The sequence below is a fragment of the Paraburkholderia gardini genome, from assembly GCF_907164545.1.
In the GTDB taxonomy this organism is placed as follows: domain Bacteria; phylum Pseudomonadota; class Gammaproteobacteria; order Burkholderiales; family Burkholderiaceae; genus Paraburkholderia; species Paraburkholderia gardini.
Genome location: NZ_CAJQZB010000022.1, coordinates 44,177 through 67,055, shown reverse-complemented (window position 1 = coordinate 67,055; position 22,879 = coordinate 44,177). Strand labels below are relative to the sequence as shown.

The 22,879-nt window shown below is 65.3% G+C and carries 18 protein-coding genes; 7 read left to right on the top strand and 11 right to left on the bottom strand.

Features of this window, described 5'->3' with window-relative positions; genetic code table 11:
* Positions 1-38: 38 nt before the first annotated feature.
* From xdhC to LPA37_RS16410, 5 genes are all read right to left on the bottom strand, one after another.
* Positions 39-1,046, bottom strand: a complete 1,008-nt coding sequence (xdhC, locus tag LPA37_RS16430) for a xanthine dehydrogenase accessory protein XdhC (protein ID WP_228981268.1) — start codon at positions 1,044-1,046, stop codon at positions 39-41.
* A gap of 77 nt (positions 1,047-1,123) precedes the next feature.
* Positions 1,124-3,508: a xanthine dehydrogenase molybdopterin binding subunit gene (gene xdhB, locus LPA37_RS16425; RefSeq protein ID WP_229013124.1), complete on the bottom strand. Its 2,385-nt coding sequence runs from the start codon at positions 3,506-3,508 to the stop codon at positions 1,124-1,126.
* Positions 3,508-5,064 carry a xanthine dehydrogenase small subunit gene (gene xdhA / locus LPA37_RS16420; protein WP_228981263.1) on the bottom strand — a complete coding sequence of 519 codons (1,557 nt, stop codon included), beginning with the start codon at positions 5,062-5,064 and terminating at the stop codon, positions 3,508-3,510. Before xdhA ends, xdhB begins: the two co-directional genes overlap by 1 nt.
* Positions 5,065-5,426: 362 nt before the next feature.
* Positions 5,427-5,933 (bottom strand): disulfide bond formation protein B, encoded by a 507-nt coding sequence (locus LPA37_RS16415; protein WP_228981262.1) that lies wholly within the window; start codon positions 5,931-5,933, stop codon positions 5,427-5,429.
* Between the two features lie 95 nt (positions 5,934-6,028).
* A complete protein-coding gene (locus tag LPA37_RS16410) occupies positions 6,029-7,405 on the bottom strand; it encodes an amidase (RefSeq protein ID WP_229013123.1) in 1,377 nt (458 codons plus the stop codon).
* 192 nt (positions 7,406-7,597) lie between these two features.
* On the opposite strand from LPA37_RS16410, the gene LPA37_RS16405 reads away from it, so the two are divergent.
* From LPA37_RS16405 to LPA37_RS16395, 3 genes are all read left to right on the top strand, one after another.
* Complete coding sequence (locus LPA37_RS16405) at positions 7,598-9,355, top strand: cation:proton antiporter (RefSeq protein WP_228981259.1); 1,758 nt, start codon at positions 7,598-7,600, stop codon at positions 9,353-9,355.
* A gap of 130 nt (positions 9,356-9,485) precedes the next feature.
* Positions 9,486-10,907, top strand: a complete 1,422-nt coding sequence (locus LPA37_RS16400) for a gamma-glutamyl-gamma-aminobutyrate hydrolase family protein (protein WP_229013122.1) — start codon at positions 9,486-9,488, stop codon at positions 10,905-10,907.
* Between the two features lie 268 nt (positions 10,908-11,175).
* A complete protein-coding gene (locus tag LPA37_RS16395; protein WP_228981257.1) occupies positions 11,176-11,883 on the top strand; it encodes a DUF2968 domain-containing protein in 708 nt (235 codons plus the stop codon).
* A 214-nt stretch (positions 11,884-12,097) separates the two neighbouring features.
* On the opposite strand, the gene LPA37_RS16390 is transcribed toward LPA37_RS16395, so the two are convergent.
* The 4 genes from LPA37_RS16390 to LPA37_RS16375 all read right to left on the bottom strand — a co-directional run bounded on the left by LPA37_RS16390 (position 12,098) and on the right by LPA37_RS16375 (position 15,606).
* Positions 12,098-12,697, bottom strand: coding sequence for a cupin domain-containing protein (locus tag LPA37_RS16390; RefSeq protein ID WP_228981254.1), 600 nt, complete (start codon positions 12,695-12,697; stop codon positions 12,098-12,100).
* A 160-nt stretch (positions 12,698-12,857) separates the two neighbouring features.
* Complete coding sequence (locus LPA37_RS16385; RefSeq protein WP_229013121.1) at positions 12,858-13,352, bottom strand: cache domain-containing protein; 495 nt, start codon at positions 13,350-13,352, stop codon at positions 12,858-12,860.
* 416 nt (positions 13,353-13,768) lie between these two features.
* A complete protein-coding gene (locus tag LPA37_RS16380) occupies positions 13,769-14,848 on the bottom strand; it encodes a hypothetical protein (RefSeq protein ID WP_229013120.1) in 1,080 nt (359 codons plus the stop codon).
* 233 nt (positions 14,849-15,081) lie between these two features.
* Complete coding sequence (locus LPA37_RS16375; protein WP_228981249.1) at positions 15,082-15,606, bottom strand: GNAT family N-acetyltransferase; 525 nt, start codon at positions 15,604-15,606, stop codon at positions 15,082-15,084.
* 202 nt (positions 15,607-15,808) lie between these two features.
* Between LPA37_RS16375 and tcuC the strand changes: the two genes are divergently transcribed.
* Positions 15,809-17,107: an MFS transporter gene (gene tcuC / locus LPA37_RS16370; protein ID WP_228981248.1), complete on the top strand. Its 1,299-nt coding sequence runs from the start codon at positions 15,809-15,811 to the stop codon at positions 17,105-17,107.
* Positions 17,108-17,224: 117 nt separating this feature from the next.
* Here the strand turns inward: tcuC and LPA37_RS16365 are convergent, their stop codons facing one another.
* Entirely contained in the window at positions 17,225-19,072 is a 1,848-nt protein-coding gene (locus tag LPA37_RS16365) for a tetratricopeptide repeat protein (RefSeq protein WP_228981247.1), read from the bottom strand.
* A gap of 125 nt (positions 19,073-19,197) precedes the next feature.
* On the opposite strand from LPA37_RS16365, the gene LPA37_RS16360 reads away from it, so the two are divergent.
* The 3 genes from LPA37_RS16360 (at position 19,198) to LPA37_RS16350 (ending at position 22,542) form a co-directional block, all read left to right on the top strand.
* Positions 19,198-19,524, top strand: coding sequence for an ArsR/SmtB family transcription factor (locus LPA37_RS16360; RefSeq protein WP_228981245.1), 327 nt, complete (start codon positions 19,198-19,200; stop codon positions 19,522-19,524).
* Positions 19,525-19,637: 113 nt separating this feature from the next.
* Positions 19,638-20,747, top strand: a complete 1,110-nt coding sequence (locus tag LPA37_RS16355; protein ID WP_407672543.1) for a cation diffusion facilitator family transporter — start codon at positions 19,638-19,640, stop codon at positions 20,745-20,747.
* Between the two features lie 79 nt (positions 20,748-20,826).
* Positions 20,827-22,542: an FAD-dependent monooxygenase gene (locus LPA37_RS16350; protein ID WP_229013118.1), complete on the top strand. Its 1,716-nt coding sequence runs from the start codon at positions 20,827-20,829 to the stop codon at positions 22,540-22,542.
* Positions 22,543-22,636: 94 nt separating this feature from the next.
* Here the strand turns inward: LPA37_RS16350 and LPA37_RS16345 are convergent, their stop codons facing one another.
* Positions 22,637-22,879 (bottom strand): formate dehydrogenase subunit delta, encoded by a 243-nt coding sequence (locus LPA37_RS16345; protein WP_228981240.1) that lies wholly within the window; start codon positions 22,877-22,879, stop codon positions 22,637-22,639.

Sequence of the window (22,879 nt, the reverse complement as noted above, 5' to 3'; positions counted from 1 at the left end):
TATTGCGGGTTTGGTACTGATTCTGATTAATGCTGTCCTCAGGCCGTTTGCGTCGCATGGGCCTGCGCTTCGACGGCCTGGAGCAGTTGCGCGGCCGCCGAGATCGCGATGATTTCCGGCGACTTGTCGATGATGCCGTCCACGCCGAGCGGGCATTTCATCCGCGCGATCCGCGAAGGATCGATGCCGCGGGCGGCAAGCCGGTGCTCGAACTGCTTGCGCTTCGAATGCGAGCCGATCATGCCGAAGAACGCAAAGTCGCCGCGCTGCAGGATGCGCTCGGCAAGCGCCAGATCGACGCGATGATCGTGTGTCATCACGATGAAGTACGTGTTCGGCGCGGCACGGTCGACGGCTTCGTCGGGCGCGTCGTTCGCGTCGATCGTGAGGTTCGGCGCGTTAAGCGTTTCGCGCGGCGGGAACTGCGCGTCGCGTTCGTCGACCCACAGTACGTGGCACGGCAGCGTCGCGAGCACGCGCACGAGCGCGGCGCCGACGTGCCCTGCGCCAAACAGCACGACGGCGAAGTCGCGCGGCGCGATCGTCTCGGTGAGCAGCGCGCCGCTCTCGTCGAAACCGGCGCCGTCCCACAGCAGACAGTCGGCGCCTTCGACGCCGGGTTCCGGATCGGACAGCATCACGGCATCCGGAGCGGGGCCGAATGATACGCTACGCACGGTCGACTGGCCGGCGGCGTTGCGTCTCGCAAGCGACGTCACCCAGCCAAGATCGCCGACGTCGAGCCGTTCGAACGCAAGCACCACGGCGCCGCCGCAGCACTGTCCGAGACTTGGGCCCAGCGCGAAGCGTTCGAGCCTGCGCAGATGCGGCGTACGCATGCCGTCCTTGAGCACCTGACGCGCGGTCTCGATGGCCTTCCACTCGAGATGTCCGCCGCCGATCGTATGCTTCGCGGAATCGCGCGTGACGATCATCCTGGTGCCGGCATCGCGCGGCGCGGAACCCTCGGCGCGCGCGACCGTCACGAGCACGACGGCATCGCCGTGAGCAAGTAGCTGTTGCAGATCGGGCAGCCAGGTTTGCATCCGTCTTTCTCCATACAGGGCTTCACGGGATCGCCGTAAGGCCGGTTATGTGCGCGGCGACTCGCGTATCAAAGGCTTCAGGCTGTCGAATCGGCCGTTGCGGGTGCCGGCGCTGGCCGCGCATGCAGTTGCGCATGCAACCGCATCGCGTCGATCGCATCGAGAATCGCCTCGGGCGTCGCGGGCGCACGCAGCGGCGGCGCGACATCCGCATCCGGCGCCACTGCGGCGATCGCGTCGCGCAGCGCGAGCAGCACCGAAAACGGCAACAGCAGCGGCGGCTCGCCGACGGCCTTCGAACGGAACACGGTCGGCTCGGCATTTTCGTTGCGATACAGCTTGACGTTGAATGCCGCGGGCGTGTCGCTGACAGCGGGAATCTTGTACGTCGAAGGTGCATGCGTCATCAGGCGGCCGTCACGATTCCACCAGAGTTCCTCGGTGGTGAGCCAGCCCATGCCCTGGATAAATCCACCTTCGACCTGACCGATATCGATCGCGGGATTGATCGACTGACCGACGTCGTGCAGGACATCCGTGCGCACCAGCTTCCATTCACCGGTGAGCGTATCGACGACGACTTCCGACACCGCCGCGCCGTACGCGAAATAGTAGAACGGATGGCCGGTGAGCGTCTTCGCGTTCCAGTGGACTTTCGGCGTCGTATAGAACCCGTCGGACCACAGCTGGACGCGCGCCAGATACGCGGCGTCGACCAGTTGCGCAAACGGGATCGATGCGCCGTTGACGCTCACCATGCCGTCGGCGAACGTCACGTCTTCGACGGCGCCGTTCAGCTGCTGCGCGGCGAGCGCGGCCAGCCGGTCGCGTATCGTGCGGGCGGCGGCTTCGGCGGCCTTGCCGTTCAGATCGCTGCCGGTCGAGGCAGCCGTCGCCGACGTGTTCGCCACCTTCGACGTATCGGTCGCGGTGGCGCGCACGCGCGACAGCGCGACGCCGAGTTCGCTCGCCACCACCTGCGCGACCTTCGTGTTGAGCCCCTGGCCCATTTCGGTGCCGCCATGATTGACGAGAATCGAGCCGTCCTTGTAGACGTGCACGAGCGCGCCGGCCTGATTCAGGAACGGCACGTTGAACGAGATGCCGAACTTCAGCGGCGTCATCGCGATGCCGCGCTTGAGCACGGGGCTCGTCGCGTTGAACGCGGCGAGCGCGTCGCGACGCGCCCGGTAATCGCTTGTCGCGAGCAGTTCTTCGGTCAGCGGCGCGATGACGTTGTCCTCGACGCGCTGTCCATACGGTGTCACGTCGCGTTCGCCGACGCCATAGTAGTTGGCGGTTCGTACATCGACCGGATCGCACTTCAGCTGGCGCGCGATGCTGTCGAGCATTACTTCCATGACGAGCGCGCCCTGCGGTCCGCCGAAGCCGCGAAACGCGGTGTTCGACTGCGTGTTGGTCCGGCAGCAGAGCGTGAGGATCTCGACGTCGGACAGATAGTAGGCGTTGTCGAAGTGACAGACGGCGCGTGTCGCCACCGCGCCCGACAGATCCGCCGAATAGCCCGCGCGCAACGCAATCTCGACGCGCGCGCCGAGAATCCGGCCGCTATCGTCGAAGCCGGCTTCGTATTCGTAGATCGCGTCGTGGCGCTTGCCGGTGATCATGAAGTCGTCGTCGCGATCGGCGCGCAGTTTGACCGCGCGCTGCAGCTTGTGCGCCGCGAGCGCGGCCACGCACGCGAACAGCGCCGACTGCGATTCCTTGCCGCCGAAACCGCCACCCATGCGCCGGCATTCGCACATGACGCTGTGCGTCGGCCAGTCGAGCATATGCGCGACGACGTGCTGCATCTCACTCGGATGCTGCGTCGAACTGTAGACGAGCATGCCGTCCATCTCCTTCGGCAGTGCATACGCGACCTGCCCTTCGAGATAGAACTGCTCCTGTCCACCCACTTCGAACGTGCCCGAGATGCGATGCGGCGCGGCGGCGATCTTCGCTTCGGGACTGCCGCGCTTCAGATGCAGGGGCGGCAGCACGAACTGCTTTGCCGCTTTCGCTTCGGCGGGCGTGAGCACCGCTTCGAGCGGTTCATAACGGACGACGTCGTCGCTCCTTGCAAGCGACGCCGCACGCCGCGCGAGTTCATGACTTTCAGCGATGACGGCGAAAACGGGCTGGCCGAGGTACAGCACTTCGCCGTCGGCGAGGATCGGGTCGTCGTGCAGCACCGGGCCGCAATTGTTTTCGCCGGGAATGTCGGCGGCCGTCAGCACCGCGACGACGCCCGGCGCGTTGCGCACCGCATCGAGATCCATCGACACGATGCGCGCGTGCGCATGTCGCGACAGACCGAGCGCCGCGTGCAGCGTGCCCTGGAGTTCGACGATGTCGTCGGTGTAGGTCGCTTCGCCGCTCACGTGCAGCGTGGCGGATTCGTGCGGTAACGCGGCGCCAGCGGCGGATTGCGTCACGAACGCATCGGTTTGCCTGTTCATCACAACGGCTCCCTTGCCGCATCGGCGGCTGCTTCGCCAGGTTCGCCCGCCTCGAATGCGAACGCGTTCACATCGGACAGCGCGAGCGGCGCGACGTCGCGCGTTTCCAGATGAAAGCGCCACAGCAGATTGCGCGCGACCTTCAGCCGGTAAGCGCTCGACGCGCGCATGTCGGTCAACGGCTGATAGTCGGCGGTGATCGCGTCCATCGCGTTGCGGGCGCAGGCTTCGTCCCATGACGCGCCGGCCAGTGCCGCTTCGGCCTTTGGCGCGCGCTGCGGCGTCGCCGCCATGCCGCCGAACGCGACGCGGGCTTCCGCGATCGTGCCGCTGGCGTCGATCTTCAACGCAAACGCCGCGCAGACGGCCGAGATGTCCTGATCGTACCGCTTCGAGACTTTATAGGTGCGAAAGCGCAGATCGCGCGCGGGACGCGGCACGCGGATCGCCGCGACGAATTCGCCGGGTTGCAGCGCGCTTTTCTGATAGCCGACGTAGAACGCATCGAGCGGCAGCGTGCGCGTGGCGCCGCCGTGCCGCAGCACGACTTCGGCGCCGAGCGCGATCAGTGCGGGCATCGAATCGCCGATCGGCGAGCCGTTCGCGACATTGCCGCCGAGCGTGCCGGCGTTGCGGATCGGCAGCGAGGCAAAACGCGTCCAGAGTTCGGCGAGTTCGGGATAGTCGACGGCGAGCGCCGCATACGCGTCTTCCAGCGATGCGGCCGCGCCGATGGTGAGCGTCTGCGCGTCTCGCTCGATGGTTTTCAGTTCGGCCACGTTGCCGATGAAGAGCACGTCGCCGAGATCGCGAAACTGCTTGGTCACCCACAAACCGACGTCCGTGCTGCCAGCCAGAATGCGGGCTTGCGGATGCCGCGCGCGCAACGCAGCGAACGCCTCGACGGTGACGGGCGCGTAGAACGTCGGCGAGCCGAATGACGCGCCGCGCGCATCGGGCGCGGTGTATTCGAAGGTGTCGCTGCGCTGGAGGGTGCGCAACGCTTCGGCGATGGGCGCGCGCTCGAGCGGCACACGCGGATACTGCTGATAGTCGAACATCTTCTGCGCGGCTTCGACGATGGGCCGATAGCCGGTGCAGCGGCACAGGTTGCCCGACAGCGCGGTGTTGATTTCATCGCGCGAGGGCAGGCCGGCGCTGGCGGGCTGGTTCTCGTAGAGCGCCCACATCGACATCACGAAGCCCGGCGTGCAAAAGCCGCATTGGGAGCCGTGACAGTCGACCATCGCCTGTTGTACCGGATGCAGCGCGCCCCCGGCGTCGCGCAAATCCTCGACGGTGAAGAGCGCGCGGCCATCGAGCGTCGGCAGGAACTGGATGCAGGCATTGACCGCTTTCAGCGTGAGCGCGCCGTGCGCGTCGCATTCGCCGACGACGACCGTGCACGCGCCGCAATCGCCTTCCGCGCAGCCTTCCTTGGTGCCTGTGCAATGGAGATCCTCGCGCAGATGCTGAAGCACGGTGCGCGACGCGGGCACGTCGCGCACTTCACGGACGGACCCACGGTAGAAGAAGCGGATGGTGTGCGTTGTCATGGCGAATCCAGAAGACATTGCGGACCGGGCGCGCGTTACGCATGGGGTCGTGCCGTAGCCGGCCTCGCGCACGTAGATCGCCATCCATGACCGAAGATAGCACCGTCGGGCACCAGAAAGTATTTCGGTCCGATGATGCGGGCTATCAGCCTGCGGTCATGCCATCCGTACGATTCGTATCGCGCGGACAGGTTGCGTCGCGCCGGAAAAATCGCGGAGCCATGCGGGGCGGGGGAGAGCGGCCGGTGCGGGCGTGCGACGAGGGCAGAAACAGGAGTGCCGGAGCCGGCCAGGTGTTTACGCGCAGGCGGCCCGCGATGGGCGCGGCCTGCGCGTTTTTTGCGGATGCGTGCAGCGGGGCGTTAGCTGCGGTGACGGTTGCGCACGATACTCAGGGCGAGCAGCACGAACGTGATCACGAACGCGATCAGCGACCACGTAGGCAGCGAAAGCCCGAGGATAGGCGGATACGGCGTTTCGCAGAGGCCGGCTACCTTGAAGACGGAGGGCAGCCAGCGCGCGGGCGGCAGGCTGTCGACAACCGGTTGCAGTGCATCGAAACCGCAGCTGAAACCCGGGTGCGCCAGCACATGGATATGCCGTGCCGCCGTGACGATGCCGCCCAGCGCCGCCAGCGCGGCCAGCACTTCCAGCAGCCGCACGCCGCGCCAGCGGTCGAACCGCGCGCCGAGGAACGCGAAAATCGCGACCAGCAGGAAGAAGTAGCGCTGGATGATGCACAGCGGACACGGATCTTCGTGCTTCACGAACTGGAGATAAAGTGCGCCCGCAACCAGCGCGACGCAGATGAGACCGAGCAGGACGAGCCATGTGCGCTCGCTGCGCAGCACGGGATCCCGATGATGCATGAGGTGGTTTAGAGCCATTTTGATATAAATAGGGGCCGAAGTAGCGTGAGTGTGACCGCGATTCTAGCGCGAACGCTGCCCGTATCGCGGCTGGTCTAACGGATAGTGTTCAGGACGGCTTCGACGGCCCGGCCAACCCCGAGCAGTGCGTCGTCGCCATAAGGCTCGCCGGCCAGCATCAGGCCGACCGGCGCGCTTCCCCGCGCGTGGCAGGGTAGCGACAGCGCGCAGGCGTCGAGAAAGTTGAATGCGCTCGGATTGCGCAGGATCAAGGCGTTCGTACGGCCGAACGCGTCGTCGTCGTGGATGAGCTCGGCGAGGCGCGGCGGCACGACCGGCACGGTCGGTGCGACGATCGCGTCGAAGCGCTGCCAGAGCGCCCGCGCGGCATCGAGCATCGCGTGGCGTTCGGCGACGAGGTCGAGGTAATCGGCGGCACTCGCGGGCTGACCTTTCAGGATGCGCACCCGGACGCGCGGGTCGTATTCCTCGCGGTGCTTTTCCAGCAGCGGACGGTGCCATGCGTACGCTTCAATCGATGAAAAGCCGAAGCGATTGATCGTGGGCAGCCGGTCGAGCGGCGCAAAGCGCACTTCGCTTACGATCGCGCCGGCGGCTTCGAGATGCTTGAGGGCGGCATCGATGGCTTCGGCGACGGCCGGTTCCACGCCGTCTGTCACATAATGATTGAGCACGCCGAGCCGCACGCCTTCGAGCGGCCGCGCGGCCGGAATGCGCGGCTCGAGCCCCGCCAGCATCCGGTCGACGAGCGCGCAGCACGCCACCGTTACGCCGATCGGGCCGAACGAATCGAGCGTCGTCGAAAGGGGCACGCCCCCTTGTCTCGGGATGCGCGCGGCGGTCGGCTTGAAGCCGGTCAGGCCGCACAGCGTGGCCGGAATGCGGATCGAGCCGCCGGTGTCGGTGCCGAGCGCGACCGCCGCCATGCCGTCCGCGACCGATACGCCCGCGCCCGACGACGAGCCGCCTGAAATCCGTTCGTCGCCTTTCACGTCGCGCCGCCAGGGCGACAGCGGATGGCCGTAGTGCGGATTGAGCCCGAGCCCGGAGAACGCGAACTCGCTCATATTGGTGCGCCCGACGATCACGGCGCCCGCGCGCTTGAGCCGCGCGACGACGAGTGCATCGGCGGTGGCGGGCGCGGCGCCGGCAAGCGCCCGGGAACCGGCGCGCGTCACCTGGCCTTCGATATCGAACAGATCCTTCACCGAAACCGGAATGCCCGCGAGCGGCGAGAGCACGGTGCCGGCGGCGCGCAGGCGATCGTGGGCGTCGGCGGCGGCACGCGCGCTGTCCGCATCGACGTGCATGAAGGCGACCGCGCCCTGGCCGGCGGGATCGGCAATCCGTTCGAGTGCGGTCTCAACCAGCTGGCGGCTCGTCGTGCGGCCGGCGGCCAGATCGGCGGCAAGCTGGGCAAGCGGCGGGAAGGGCGTGAATTCGGTAGCCATGGCGGTCCGTGTCCAGTCGATGATGCGGAAGATGCAATGTGCGGTTTTGCCGGGTCCGGTGTGCCGGCCGGCGCCGGAACACCGCGCGGCGCACGTCAGGCGATATCGTTCGCATTGTAGATCGGCGCGCAGGGGACTTCTCGTCCAGCTGGGTTACCATGCTTTCTTTACCATTTGTAAGGATCTGGGCGTATGCATCACGGCATCGGCTTCATTCAGGATCTGGCGGTGGTGATGGCGATCGCGGGCGTCGTCACGGTGTTGTTTCATCGCCTGAAACAGCCGGTGGTGCTGGGGTATATCGCAGCGGGCGTGATCATCGGGCCGTACACGCCGCCGTTCCAGCTGATCCACGACGAGCAGACCATCCAGACGCTCGGCGAGCTCGGCGTCGTCTTCCTGATGTTTTCGCTCGGTCTCGAGTTCAGCCTGCGCAAGCTGTTTCGCGTCGGCGCGACGGCGATCGTCGCGGCGTTATCCGAGATCGTGCTGATGCTGTGGCTCGGCTACGAGATCGGCAGCGCGTTCGGCTGGAGCCAGATGGACTCGCTCTTTCTCGGCGCGATCCTCGCCGTTTCGTCGACGACGATCATCGTCAAGGCGCTCTCCGAACTGAACCTGAAGCGCGAAAGCTTCGCGCAACTCGTGTTCGGCATTCTGATCGTTGAAGATATCCTGGCGATCGCCATGCTCGTGCTGCTCTCCGGCATCGCGCAGACGGGCGAACTCAACACGGGCGTCGCGTTCGTGACACTCGGCAAGCTGCTGCTCTTCATGACGGTTTCGCTCGTCGCCGGTATTCTGATCGTGCCGCGCGCGCTCAACTACGTCGCGCGCGCCCAAAGCGACGAGATGCTGCTCGTGTCGGTGCTGGGCTTTTGCTTCGGCTTCTGTCTGCTCGTCGTGAAGCTCGACTACAGCATCGCGCTCGGCGCGTTCCTGATCGGCGCGATCATGGCCGAGTCGCGTCATCTGCATCGTATCGAGCATCTGATCGCGCCGTTGCGCGATGCGTTCTCGGCGATCTTCTTCGTGACGATCGGGCTGATGCTCAACCCCGCCGTGCTGGTGGATTACGCGTGGCCGATCGCGGTGATCACGGTGGCCGTGATCGTCGGCAAGATCGTGTCGTGCGGGCTCGGAACCTTTCTTGCGGGTAAGGATGGCCGCACGGCGATGCGCGTCGGCATGACCGTTTCGCAGATCGGCGAGTTCTCGTTCATCATCGCGTCGCTCGGGCTGACGCTGAAGGTGACGAGCGCGTTTCTCTATCCGGTCGCGGTGGCCGTGTCGGCGCTCACCACGCTGTTCACGCCATACCTGATCCGCGCGGCCGATCCGTTGACCCGCCGTCTTGCTCACGCCATGCCGCCGACGCTTGCCAGCCTGTTCGGCATGTACGCACAATGGCTCGGCAGCCTGGGGCCGGCAACGGGCGAGCCGACCCTGTTCAGCATCACGCGGCGCATTGTCGTGCAGATCGCCGTGAACCTCGCGCTCGTCGCGGCGATCTTTCTGGCGGTGTCTTACGGTTCGTCGTATGGCAGCCGCTGGATCGGGCGCTGGATCGCCTCGGAGCCGAACCAGCGCGTCGTGCTATGGAGCGCGGCGCTGCTGGTATCAATGCCGTTTCTCGTCGCCGTGTATCGCAAGACGAAATCGCTCGCGTTGCTGCTCGCCGAGATCAGCGTGCAGCCCGGGAAGGCGGGACGCTTCACGTACGCCATCCGCTATGCGATCTCGGGCCTCGTGCCGGTTGTCTCGATGATCGGCGTGTTCCTGCTGGTCGCGGCGCTCTCGGGCGCGATCCTGCCGCCGACAGGTCTGCTCATCGCCGTGCTGGTCTGCGCCGCGCTGCTGGCGGCCCTGTTGTGGCGATGGTGCGTGAAGATTCACGCGGCGATGCAGATCGCGCTGCGCGACACCTTCGACGAGCAGCCGGATCCCTGACCGTCGGTTTTTCGCAAAAAAGCCGCAACAATGTGAGCAAATGTTTGCTGGTTTGCCGCTGATGGCGGGCTGGCGGATAATCGGACGGTGTCCCATTCGTTCGCGTACACGGCGCGCCTGTCCCACAGTCATGAGCGAAAACAAGCCAACCAATCCTGGAACACCCGCAGCCGCTTCCGCGGGTAAGCCCGGCGCTACACCTTCCTCCACTGATTTGCCCGGCACATCGTCGCCCGACGCGCAGTCCGCGCCGGCGGGGTCGTCGACGGCGCCAGCGGCCGCGCCCGAGGCCGCGGCCCGCGCATCGACGGACGATCCGCGGAGCGCGTCGACCGTGACGCCCGCCGCGACACCGAAGACCCGGCAGCAACTCGACGCCGCCGAAGCACGCGCGGCCGCCGTCCAGGCTACTGCGAAGCAGGAAGCCGCGGTTCACGATCGCGACCGCACATCGCGAACGGGTACGCCGGCGTCGTCTGCTGGCGCCACGGCCGGTGCGTCGCCAGCCTCCGCCGAAACGACCGGAGCGACCGAAACGACCGGAACCGCCGGAGCTACCGGAACCGCCGCGGGCGCAGCACCCGCACCGGGTACGCCGCCACCGGGCTTCACGTCGCAGCCGGACTTCGCCACGTTCAATCCGCCGCCGGCCAGTTCGCTGCCGCCTTCGGCGCCGCGTTATCTGAAGCACAACGATTCGGCGTGGACGGTATTCGGACGGATCATCGCCGCGCGCGCCCGGCAGCTGTTCGATCGCGCCGGCCAGCGCATCACGCAACGCACACTGCGTATCGGCGTGTCGGCGCGGATCTTTCATCCGGAACCGGGCGCGAGAGGCCTGCGCGGCAAGACGCTGCAATACCTCGAAGAGTCGATCGCGCACTGGGTGATGTCGCGCGACGTCATCGTGTTCATGATTCCGACGGTCGGCCATCAGGGCATGCTGCATCCGAGCAACATCCGTCTGCGCGACTACGCGAAGCACCTCGACGGCCTGCTGCTGCAAGGTGGCGCGGACGTCTCGCCGCAGTCTTACGAGGAAGCCGCGACGCGGCCGGAGTGGCCCGGCGACCGCGTTCGCGACATGTACGAACTGGAACTGCTGCATGAGTTCGTCGAGTCGGGCAAGCCGGTGCTCGGCGTGTGTCGCGGCTGCCAGTTGATCAACGTGGCGTTCGGCGGCTCACTCTACCAGGATATCGCCACCGATGTGCCGACCGCCGGCGTGCATGTCAGCGAGCAGTACGACCAGCATCGTCACGCTGTGCATTTCCCGGATGGTTCGACGCTCGCGAACATGTTTCCGGGGCGGCGCGAAGCGATCGTCAACTCGATTCACCACCAGGCCGTGAAGACGCTCGGTCGCGACCTGAACATCGAGGCGGTCTCGGCGGCCGACGGCATCATCGAAGCCGTGCGGTATCGTCGCGCGCCGTTCGTGATGGGCGTGCAGTGGCACCCGGAATTTCACCGTGCGGGCGGTCCGGAACTGCTCGACTGCACGCCGTTGCTCGATACGTTTTTGCGCGTCGCGCGCGAGACCCGGTTCTAGCCTCGCCGTTTTCGACATCGACAGGAAAGCCGGCGCATGCCGGTTTTTTTGTGTCTTCTTTTGTCCTTCCCCTGGGATTTCCATCGCTTTTCGCGCGGGTCCACTTCGTTGAGCCGCGATTGATCTTCGACGTCGCTGATTGATGCGATCGCCGGGGCGCTCATCTATCTCGATTTAAAGTCTGCACGGGGTTGCTCAGAACGCTTCGCTTCGCCGTCAAACCGCGCGATAATCGTCGGCTATTCAGCATTTGCACGGAGCATGCACGATGAAGTACTCCTTATGTTTGCGGCGCGCGATGCTGCTCGCGGTGGTGGGCGCGTCGCTGCATGGTGTGGCGGTGCAGGCGCAGGAGAGCGACTCCTCGGCGCCTGTCGTCGGCACGCGACCCGCGATGAACACGCTGACGCCGCAGTTGAGCGCACCGCCCCAGCAGGGCGCGTCGGGCGCGAGTGCCGCGGGCGATGCGCAGGGTGACGTCGCCGAACTGATGCAGATGATTCACGATTCGAAGCTCGTGGAATTGCGCACCACATACAACGGCAGCTACGGCGCGAGTCTCTTCTTTTATCCGCAGGAAATGACGTATTACGTCGCGCTGTTTCAGGACCGTCATTTCTGGCGCGTGATCAAGTCGCAGGACGATGTGCGTGCCGAAGCGATTTACGCCGGCTTCGTGAAGCAGACAGCAGAGCTTGCCGACATCGAAATCCATCGAACCGGATTGCAGGCGCAAAAGGCGTTTCTCGATCGTGTGATCGCATTGTCGGAAGACCGGGCAAAGCGCTTGCAGGCCGACCTCGATGTCGCGCGGACGCAGCAGGCGCAGGTCAACGAACACCAACGCGAGGTGCAGGGCGAGGCGGTCGCGTTGCGCGCCGGGAAGGACCGCGCGCAGGCGCAGCTGCGTGAACTGCAGCGGCAGGTGCAGCAGTTGCAGCGTCAGACGGAAGCAGGCTTGCCAGGCGCACGATAGCGCGACGTCAGTGCCTGTCCGAAACGAAACAGACCGATTGTGTGAACTGCAACACTAGCGCTCACGAGACCGTAGACCGTAACCGGACCGAAGCGGAATTACAAGGTATCGGATTCGAAGGCCGAAAGCGGTCGCTCAACGTGCGAAATGACAGGTATCGGCGAAGCGAAGCCCACAAGAGGATGTCCACGCAATGAGGCGGTTAAACCGCTGTTCACGGGAAATTTGCGGGAGATGAAAACGGTTTGGTGCCGTCGAGCACAAACATCACCAGGGCGTGCAGATCCGCCGAGCCACTGGCCGAGACTTGCATCGGGACACCAGCACCGTGGCCCGGCTCGACCTGGCCAGCCTTAACGACCATCACGCCGTCTGGAGTACGAACGCTTTGCGCCCCGGCCAGCACGAAGAAGGTCTCCGAGCCCGGATGAGTATGCACGGGAGTTGTGCTGCCAGGCGTCCCACTAGCCGCATTGATTCTGAGGAGATACTGCGGCGCAATAACTCGAGGGATGGGGCCTACCTCGGCCACCTTCGTGCCGCCCACTGACGACCCACCCGCCGGGCCGAGCGTGAAAAGCCAGACCTTGCCCGCCGATTCGGCAACCAGTCCCCAGGTGCCTGCGACGGCTTGCGCCTGCCCGCGCGTTGTAAAGCGCTCTATTCGCCAGAAAAGTTGTCCGGGCGGCAACTCGGCGACCTTCTTTTCGGCCAGCTTCGTGATGACAAGTGGCGTCTGCGCAACCGCCGCCGATGGCAGCAAGGACGGTCCCAACGCCAGAACCAGAATGAAACTGATGAGAAATCGTGTCATGAGGACGCCGCCTTTGTTCACGTACCGACGTAAACCACTCTGGAGCCTCACTCGCCGCGCTACGCTACGTCATCGACGATCCCGCAACTGCGACACGTGACCACTCGCCACAACGGATTCTTACGCAGCCGTGCGGTGATCGACTGAGGCTAGCCAGAATCTACTCCGAATAGAAACCCGAACCCACCAGGCCTGGAACTCCGTTGATCTTTACTGCCTTCACATAGGTCCATTTATGCGACGGCTGGGTCTGCCCGGGTCTCAGGAACATGTAATCGACCCAGCCCGATCCCTTCGTTTCAGCCGTCTGAATCATGGCGTCGTGAAACAGCTTGCCGTTGGTATCTTTCTGACCGTTGACATTGGTCCCCTCACGGGCCGGGAAGGCCGGATTCAACAAGACATTTGCCTTCAGATCGTAAACGAACAGATAGGTGTCCCCGTGGAACCACTCGCTGCCTTTCGCTCTGAAGCCGGAAAACGCCTCCCTGCCTTTACTGTCAATCAACGCCGCAGCTTTGTCGACCAGCGCTTCGGTTTGTTTTGCTGTCTCGGACGTCGGGGAAGATGACTGAGAAAACGCAGGCGACGCGGAGCAGAACAATCCAGCCAGCAGCAAGATGCTGATAAAGAGAGCTTTCCCGTTCACGTTCATAGCGGTATCTCCAGCCGTATCGAATGACGACCGCTGAGCGGACCCGGTGGCGCTTCGTCACAGGCTCGGCGAGGACTACACAAGAGCCGCTTGTGGGAGGGAAGCACTTGCTCCGTATGCAAGAAGACCAGGACGCGAAGCGCAGTCTGGTCAGGCTCGTTTTCCCGCATCGCATGGGCGACTTGACATGAATGACTGCTGCTAATGTCGACCTGACAGCGGACGGTCGCGGAGAGGAAAATGGCCGAACCGCGGAAGTAGGCGGTCGACCCGGTAATCCCCCGTCAGATATTCCGTGGCCAATTGCTGGCGAAACTTCACGGTGTATTCGTCATTCCCCCCAAAGAGGTTGGACGGTTGTCCAGCTTTCGGGGAGCGGCTTATGTGTGTCGGGCTGTTTTTTGGGGTGCTGTCGGTTATGGCGAGAAGCTGTCAGGCACCTCGGTCACGCGACGTTGCGTCATGCCGTTCATCCAGTCGCCGGAGGCGTTGTTCGTGCGGACAGGTGTGCGCGATGTCGCGGGGCTGCCTGTCAGCGTGGCGGCCCAGGTCTTGATGGACGCGTAGTCGTCAGTGGAAGCCGTGGACGCCGCATGGGGCGAGAAACGCCCCGCGGCGGATAGCGCAGCATCGGGACGACGCGCTGTCCCGATGCGTTGACCTGTGGTGGCCGTGGCTACATTCGAGGCGGCAGAACGACGGCTCACTCCGGCGAGTTGCGCGGCCCGGCGTTGATCCGCCTTCAGCGATTTCGCGTACGTCGTGCCTGTTGCATCGCGCGCGGACTTGCGCGATGACTTCACGTTCGCGTGGGCGATTTGGGTGGAGCGCTTGCGCGTGGAGCGCCTTGTTGAGTCGCGACCGGCTGATGCAGCGACGGCTGTAGTCGTTGCCGCCGATGCGCTTTTCATTACCGTTTCCGCGGTCTGTCCGCGACCTGGCGCCCGGGAACCAGCCGGCAGCCTGGCGTCTTCATTGCGCAATGCATCTTGCGCCGACGGCACACGAGGTGATGCAGGAGCGTCGGCCCTGGCGACATTGTCAGCATCGCGGCCGCCTGCATCCGGTGGCGAATGAGAAGACGACAGCGCGATCCACGCGAGTATGGCCGCGCCGCTCACGGCGCACGCGCCACCCAGAGCCATCCGTTTGCGAGTGGAGGTGGGCGGTGCAACCGGCGGTATCCGCAAATCGATATGCGCGGCGCGCGCCGGGGCCGCGGGCGAACCCGATGGCCCGGCGACATGCGAAGCAGTCACCGGACCGGTGCGCTTCGCCTTGAGCGGTTCCCACCGGCATGCCGAGCGTATCGCGTCGGCGCTCAGACAGAACGTGTGCAGCATCGCTGCATACAGCGCCTTGAGTTCGGCACGAAAGCTGACATTGGGCGGCAGCAGCGCCCATTCGCGACCGAACGAACGAGGCAGGCGTTCGAGCGGATGCGTTCTGGGCAGCGCCATTGCGCCTTCGATCAAGGTGAGGGGAATTGTCGACATCGTTCTTCTCGCGATGCCGCGTAGCTGAGGTTGGCCGTTCGACGTATGACGCGACGCCGATGCACCGCGACATGCAGTGGCCGACCCCGACGCGGGCCGTCTCGGTAAAAGCCATAGCTGGAAGCGGCCGATGATGCCTTGGCACCCAGGCGCCAACGATCAGAAACATCTGAAAGTGCCTGGCGTTATATCGGGTTCTCCGCGTTGCATTGCATCGAACGGAAGCATGTCGTCTACGCGGCATCTGCGTCGAGACGATAGATGTAGCGCAGTGCCGTGATGTCGACGCCGCCCATGAAGTCCGGCTCCGCGCCTGCTGCCCGCCAGCCCTGACGTTCATAGAACGCGATCGCGGGCGCGTTGCCCTCGAGTACATAGAGATAGAGCTGGCGCTCGCCCTGCGTGCGCGTCCAGTCGCACGCGGCGCGCATCAGCCGCTTGCCGACGCCGATACCCTGGTGCGCGGGCAACGCATGCAGGTTGTCGAGCAGCACACCCCATTGCGAATCGGTCTGCCGTTCGACGCACACGAAGCCCATCGCCTCGCCCGCACGTTCGGCGACCACGACGAGCCGCCTTTCGGCACCCGGCGCCGCAAGCCGGGCCCGCCAGTGCGCGGCGCGATCCTGCACGACGTCGTTGTCGAGAAACGCGTCGGGCAGCAGGCCGCGATAGGTGGCCTGCCAGCTGGCGGCGTGGATCGATGCAATGAGCGCGGCATCTTCGACGGTGGCGGGACGCAGGATGAGTTCGGACATGGCGGAAAGCGCGCAAACAGGGGCGGTAATCGCATAGTGTACCGCCCGCCGCGAGGCGATTTTAGTAAGCATTCTGTATGAATTCTGATGCATCATCCTGATGCTCATCCCGATGTTGCCGCGCGCGTCTCCGCTGACGCCGCGGTCGTTTCAACTGCCCTTCGTCGTCGCCAGCACGGTGAGGGGCCAATCAGAGAATGTCATGTCTACTGCGTCCCACGCATCGCCGTCAAGCGAGTCGAAGGTCAAGACAGTATTCCGCGTGGTCAGCGGCAACTTTCTTGAGATGTATGACTTCATGGTCTACGGCTATTACGCTTCGGCGATTGCCAAGACCTACTTTCCGGGCGGCAACGAATTCGCCTCGCTGATGCTGTCGCTGTCGGTGTTCGGCGCGGGCTTCCTGATGCGTCCGCTCGGCGCGATCGTGCTCGGCGCGTACATCGACCATCACGGCCGCCGCAAGGGGCTGATCCTCACGCTCGGCCTGATGGCGCTCGGCACGCTCACGGTAGCGGCGATTCCCGGGTACGCGACGATCGGTGTGCTGGCGCCGGTGCTCGTGCTGCTCGGGCGGCTGCTGCAGGGTTTCTCCGCAGGCGTCGAACTGGGCGGCGTCTCGGTGTATCTGTCGGAAATCGCGACGAAGGGTAACAAGGGCTTCTATTGCTCATGGCAGTCGGGCAGCCAGCAGGTGGCGGTGGTGTTCGCCGCGCTGATCGGCGTGGTGCTGAACCGGATCCTGCCGGCCGACCAGATGACCGCCTGGGGCTGGCGTGTACCGTTCCTCATCGGCTGCCTGATCGTGCCGTTCCTTTTCTTCATCCGCCGTTCGCTGCAGGAAACGGAAGAGTTCAAGGCGCGCAAGCATCGTCCGTCGATGGGCGAGATCATGAAGTCGATGGTGCAGAACTGGGGCGTCGTGCTGGCCGGCATGGGCATGGTGATCATGACGACGGTGTCGTTCTACATGATCACCGCGTACACGCCGACGTTCGGCAGGGAAGTGCTGAAGCTGTCGTCGATCGACGTGCTGATGGTGACGGTGTGCGTCGGTGTGTCGAACCTGATCTGGCTGCCGCTCTCGGGTGCGCTGTCGGATCGTATCGGCCGTCGCCCGGTGCTGCTCACGTTCACGATCCTGACGATTCTCACGTCGTATCCGGCTGTGCAGTGGCTCGTCAGCGATCCGTCGTTCGTGCGTCTGCTGATGGTCGAACTGTGGCTCTCGTTCCTGTACGGCTGCTACAACGGCGCGATGGTCGTCGGTCTGACCGAGGTGATGCCGGTCGAGGTGCGCACCGCGGGTTTCTCGCTTGCCTACAGCCTCGCGACGACGATCGGCGGCTTCACGCCGGCCATCTCGACGCTGCTGATTCACACGACGGGCAACAAGGCCGCGCCGGGTCTGTGGATGGGTGTGGCCGCGATCGTCGGCCTGATCTCGACGCTCGTGCTGTATCGCACGCCTGAGGCGCGCAACCAGTACCGCACAGCGTAACGGCGTGCGCGCCGCAAGCATTCCACGCATTGCACGGATCGTATGATGGGTGTCGTGTGACGTAGCAGTGGTCGATCCGGAAACCCCCATGTTCGTCGTGAACGTGGGGGTTTTGTCTTATGCGTCGCGTAAAGCGAGCGCGACGGTTTGCACGACGTCGTCCCACGCGCCCGGTTCCGGCTGACGCACGAGTTCGACGCCCGGATACCACGGGCTGCGCGTCTCGCGGGTGAACCAGCGCCAGTCGGCGGCGAACGGCAGCATCAGCCAGAGCGGCTTGCGCAGCGCGCCGGCAAGGTGGGCAATCGACGTATCGATCGAGACGACCGCATCGAGCCGTTCGACGATCGCGGCGGTGTCCGCGAAGTCGGCGATGCGCTGCCCGAAGTGATGGATCGAGGCGGCGCGCGGATGCGCTTCGAGCGCGGCGCGCTCTTCCGCGCGCAGGTCGGGCTGCAGCACGATCCAGTCGATGCCTTCGAGCGCGAAGAGCGGCTCGAGCGCGGCGAGCGGCATCGTGCGGTTTTCGTGCTGCTGGATGCGGCCGGACCATGCAAGACCGATCTTGCGTTTCGCGTGACCGCCGAGCGAACCGCGCCACTTGCGCCGGTACGCCGGCGGCACGCTGAGATACGGCGTGCGCGCGGGGATCGTATCGAACGTCGTGCCGAGCGCGAGCGGCAGGCTCAGGAGCGGACACTGCAGATCGGCGTGCGGGCGCGGCGCGCCCTGTGCGATCAGCGTGATGCGCCATTCCTGCGCGGCGGGAGCGAGAACCGGCAGCAACTGCGGCTGCACTTCGAGCACGACACGTACATCGCGACGCGCGACAAGCGGCACGAAGCGCACGAACTGCAGCGTGTCGCCGAAACCCTGTTCCGCGTGGATGAAAAGCGTCTTGCCTGCGATCGGCTCGCCGCGCCAGCGCGGCATCGGCAAACTGACCGGCAGCGCGGTGGTTTCGAGCCGCCACTCGTATTCCGGCAGACCGCGCGCGAAGTCGCCCTGCGTGAGCCAGACCAGCGCGCGGTTCATATGCGCCGACGCCAGATCGTCGCGCAGACGCAGTGCCTGATTGAACGCGCGCACCGCTGCGTCGAGCGCGCCGAGCGCGTGACGCGCCGTGCCGAGTCCGAGCCACGCGAGGCTGAACGCCGGATCGAGACCGACCGCGCGCTCGAAATGCTGCGCGGCCTGCGCGTGCTGCCCGAGCGCGGCCAGTGCATTGCCGAGCCCGAACAGCGCGGGCGCGAGATGCGGCTGCATCGCAAGCGTTGCTTCGAACGCGGCGACGGCTTCTGCGTGCCGGCCGAGTGCGTCGAGCGTGTTCGCCAGATTGAATTTTGCCGCGACAAAGCGCGGCTCCGCGGCGAGCGCGGCCTGGAACTGCGTGATTGCGTCGTCCGGCTGGTCGAGTGCGTTGAGCGCCATGCCGAGATTGTTGTGCGCGCCTGCGTGGCCCGGGCGCAGCGTCAGCGCACGCTCGAATGCGGCCACGGCCTCGCGATGCTGACCGAGCGCGTGCAGCGCGTTGCCCAGATTGTTATGCGACGACGCATCCGCCGGTTGCAGTTGCAGCGACCTGCGGAAGGCATCGGCGGCATCTTCATGACGGCCGGTCGCCGCGTACGCGTTGCCGAGGTTGTAGTGCGCCATCGGGAGCGTCGGCGCGAGCGAGAGCGCGTTGCGAAACCGCTCGATCGCGCCATCGAGACGGCCGAGCGCCTTCAGCGCGTTGCCGAGATTCAGTTGCAGCGCGGCGTCGTCCGGGCGCAGGTCGGCCGCGCGCTTCACGAGATCGGCGGCGGCGGCGTGCTGGCCCTGCTGATGGCGCAGGACGCCGAGCAGATGCAGGGCGTCGACGTGGACGGGGTCGGCGGCGAGGGTCGCGAGGTAATCGCGCTCGGCGTCGTCGAGTCGACCGTCACGATGCGCCGCCCAGGCGCGGTCAAATACAGGTTGCATGACGGTGGGAAGGCAGTTCGGTGAGACAGACGCCGCATTTTCCCACACTCGGCGCCGCGCACCCGGATTGACGTGGCGGGCAGCAACGCATAACATATGAACAAATGTTCATATGTACATCGACAATGACTCCTTCGACTCAGGATGACCGCGTCGTCCAGCTCGCCGATCTGTTCCGGCTGCTTGGCGATCCGACGCGTTTGCGCATCGTGCTGGCCTGCGCGGAAGGCCGGCGCGCCGTGGGTGCGATTGCCGGACTGCTGGGCCTGTCGCCTTCGCTGGTGAGCCATCACCTGCGCCTGCTGCGCGCGGCGCGCATCGTGCGCGCGGAACGGCAGGGCAAGCAGGTGTTCTATCTGGCGGCCGACCTGCATATCAGCGCGATGCTCGCGGGCATGCTCGAACACGTGGCCGAGCCGGTTGCGGAATTTTCCATGGATCAAGAATCATGAATACGACGAACCGGAACCAGCCGGCCGAAGAGCGGGAAGACGAACACGCGCCGTCATCGGTAGAGGATTCCGGCGCCCATGGCGACGAAACCGCGCGCGTGTCCCCTTCGCATATGAAGTACCGTCGCGCGTCTGTGCCCGTGTCCGCGTCCGCGCACCGGCATGGCGCGGGTTGCGATCACGCGGGTCATTCACCTGCCACGCACGGTCACGCGGATCACGGGCATGCCGAAGACGCCGCCCACCAGCATGACGATCACGCCGGGCACGACCACGCCGTGCACAGCCACGGTCACGGTCACGGTCACAGTCATGGCGGACATCACCATCCCCACGCACCCGTAGCGGGGCAGGGCCGCTCGTTCGCACTCGCTGTCGGGTTGAACGTTGCGATTGTCGTGATCCAGGGCGTCTATGGCGTGCTCGCCAATTCGACCGCGCTGCTCGCCGACGCCGGCCACAATCTTTCCGACGTGCTCGGCCTGCTGCTCGCATGGGGCGCCATCTGGCTGACGACGCGCCGTCCGTCCGCGCGCTACACGTTCGGTCTTGGCAGTTCGTCGATTCTCGCTTCGCTGGCGAACGCCGGTTTGCTTCTTTTTGCGTGCGGCGTGATCGTCGCCGAGGCGATCGGGCGACTGTTCCATCCAGCGCCGGTCGCCGGTCTCGACGTGTTCGTCGTCGCGACGTTTGGCATGGTCGGCAACGGCTTTTCGGCGTGGCTCTTCATGCGTGGCCAGGAGAAGGATCTCAACATTCGCGGCGCGTTTCTGCACATGGCCGCCGATGCGCTGATTTCCGCGGCAGTCGCCGTGAGCGGTCTGGTGATTCTTTTCACGAACTGGACGTGGCTCGATCCGCTGATGAGTATCGTCGTGGTCGCGGTGATCGTGTACGGCACGTGGGGGCTCGCGCGCGATTCGATGTGCCTCGCGCTCGACGCGGTACCGCCAGGCGTCGACCTGCAGCGCATCCGCGACTACCTTGGCGCGCAGCCGGGCGTCACCGGCGTGCACGACCTGCACGTGTGGGCACTGTCGACAACCGGCAATGCGCTGAGTGCGCACGTCGTCATGCCCGACGGTCATCCGGGCGACGAGTTTATCGACAGCATCGTAAGGACGTTGCGCGAGCGCTTCGAGATGCATCACGCAACGCTCCAGGTCGATCTCGGCACGACCGATCATCACTGCGCGCTCGATCGCCACGCGGCCAGCCATTGACACGCAATTGACGCAGTGCGTCGCCGGACGGAAATACGGCGGCGTACACTAGACACCGTGTCAGTGTCTGGAGCCCTGCATGGCCGCTGTTCCTCTCGACGCGCCGCCGGTCCTCATCGTCGGCGCGGGTCCGACCGGGCTTGCTGCCGCGATGAGCCTCGCCCGGGCGCGCATACCAGTACGTCTCATCGACCGCGCGTCGCAGCCCGCACCTTATTCGCGCGCGATCGGCATCCAGGCGCGCACGCTCGAACTGCTCGAACAGCATCGCATCGTCGAACCGTTTCTCGAACTCGGACACCGGGCGCGTGCCGCCAATCTCTACTCGAACGGGCAGCGTCGCGCGCGGCTCGATTTCGATCCGTTGCAGACGCGTTATCCGTATCTGCTCTTCATCGATCAGTCCATCACCGAGCGGCTTCTTGCCGGACATCTGGAAACGCTGGGCGTCACGATCGAGCGCGGCGTCGAGATGACCGGGTTCGCACAGGGTTCGGCCGGACTGAACGCCACGCTGCGACGCGCCGACGGTCACGTCGAGACGCTGCATCCCTCGTATCTGATTGCCGCCGACGGCGCGCATAGCGGCGTGCGTCACCGGCTCGGTGTGAGCTTTTCGGGCAAGACATTCCAGCAGACGTTCCTGCTCGCGGACGTCGAGGCCGACGTCGACTGGCCCGACGACGAATTCCACATCTTCGCCTCGGGCGAGGGGCTCGCCGGCATGTTTCCGATGGGCGAGGAGCGCTACCGGCTGATCGCCGATCATCCGCTTCAACCGTTCGAAGCCATGAGCATGAACGGCGAGGCGCCGCCGCCGTCGGAAATTCCGTCCACACCGCCTTCGCTCGATGAATGCAGGGCGATGATCGGGCGACGCGTACGGCATCCTGTGACGCTGAAGTCGCTGAACTGGTCGTCGTATTTTCATCTGAACAGCCGCATGGTCGGCCAGTTGCGCGCCGGGCGTGTGTTTCTGGCCGGCGATGCCGCGCACGTGCACAGCCCGGCCGGCGCGCAGGGCATGAACACCGGCATCCAGGAGGCGTTCAACCTCGGCTGGAAGCTCGCGTGTGTGCTGTCCGGCGAGGCGCCTGACCGGCTGCTCGACACGTATCACATCGAACGTCATCCGATCGAACGCGACGTGCTGCGGCAGACGAGTTTCGTCACGCATCTCGCCGAAGCCGATCATGGCCCGCTCAAGATGCTGCGCGAACGCGTGATGCCGGTGCTGTCCACGCTCGGGCCGCTGCGCGACGCCGCGCGCCGTTCCGTCAGCGAACTGTCGATCCAGTACCGGCGCAGTCCGCTCACGCTGGAGCGTGTGCTCGACGGCGGTCCGCGCGCGGGTGAACGCGCGCCCGATGCGTACGTACACGTGCTGGACGGCCCGTTGGGACGCGCGCCGGGCGTGGGCTGCCTGTTCGATCTGCACGATCCGGCTTATTTCTCGCTGCTGCTGCTGGTCGCGCCGGACAAGCAGGAAGAAGCCACGCACGATCCGGTCACCGCCCGCGATGCGGCGCGCGATGCGGACCTGAAACGCTTTGTCGAGGAAGTGGCGCTGCTCATGCCGGGTGCGATGCGCATCTGGCGTCTGACCGACGTGCAGGGCGAGGGCGGCCCGACGCTGACCGATTCCTATGGCCGCACGCGGCCCGCGTTCTATCTGGTGCGCCCGGACGGCTACATCGCGGCGCGCGGCCGGCCCGCGTCGGATCTGAACGGCCTGTTGCGTCACTGCGAAACGTGGTTCACGAAAAGCACGCAGGCTGAGCGCGATATCGGCTGACCCGCGGCGACTGAACCACAACAGCTGAAAACCAGCGGATAAAAAAACGCCGGACGCATCACGCGTCCGGCGCCCTGTGCTGCTACTGCGAGATTCAGGCAGCGACCGGTGTCAGGTCGTCGCGATGCTTCACAAGCGATTCCCTGACGATATCCGACATCACGATTTCGGTGGCGCCGGGTGTGTCGAGCGTCGCCAGAATCGCGCGACGCATCCGCGGCTCCCAGAAACGCCGGATGTGATCGGCGATGCTGGTCACGGCTTCCTCGTGATCCGGCAGTGAATCGAAGAAATCGCCGATCCGGTTCGCCATGTCGATCAGGTTGTTGTCATCCAT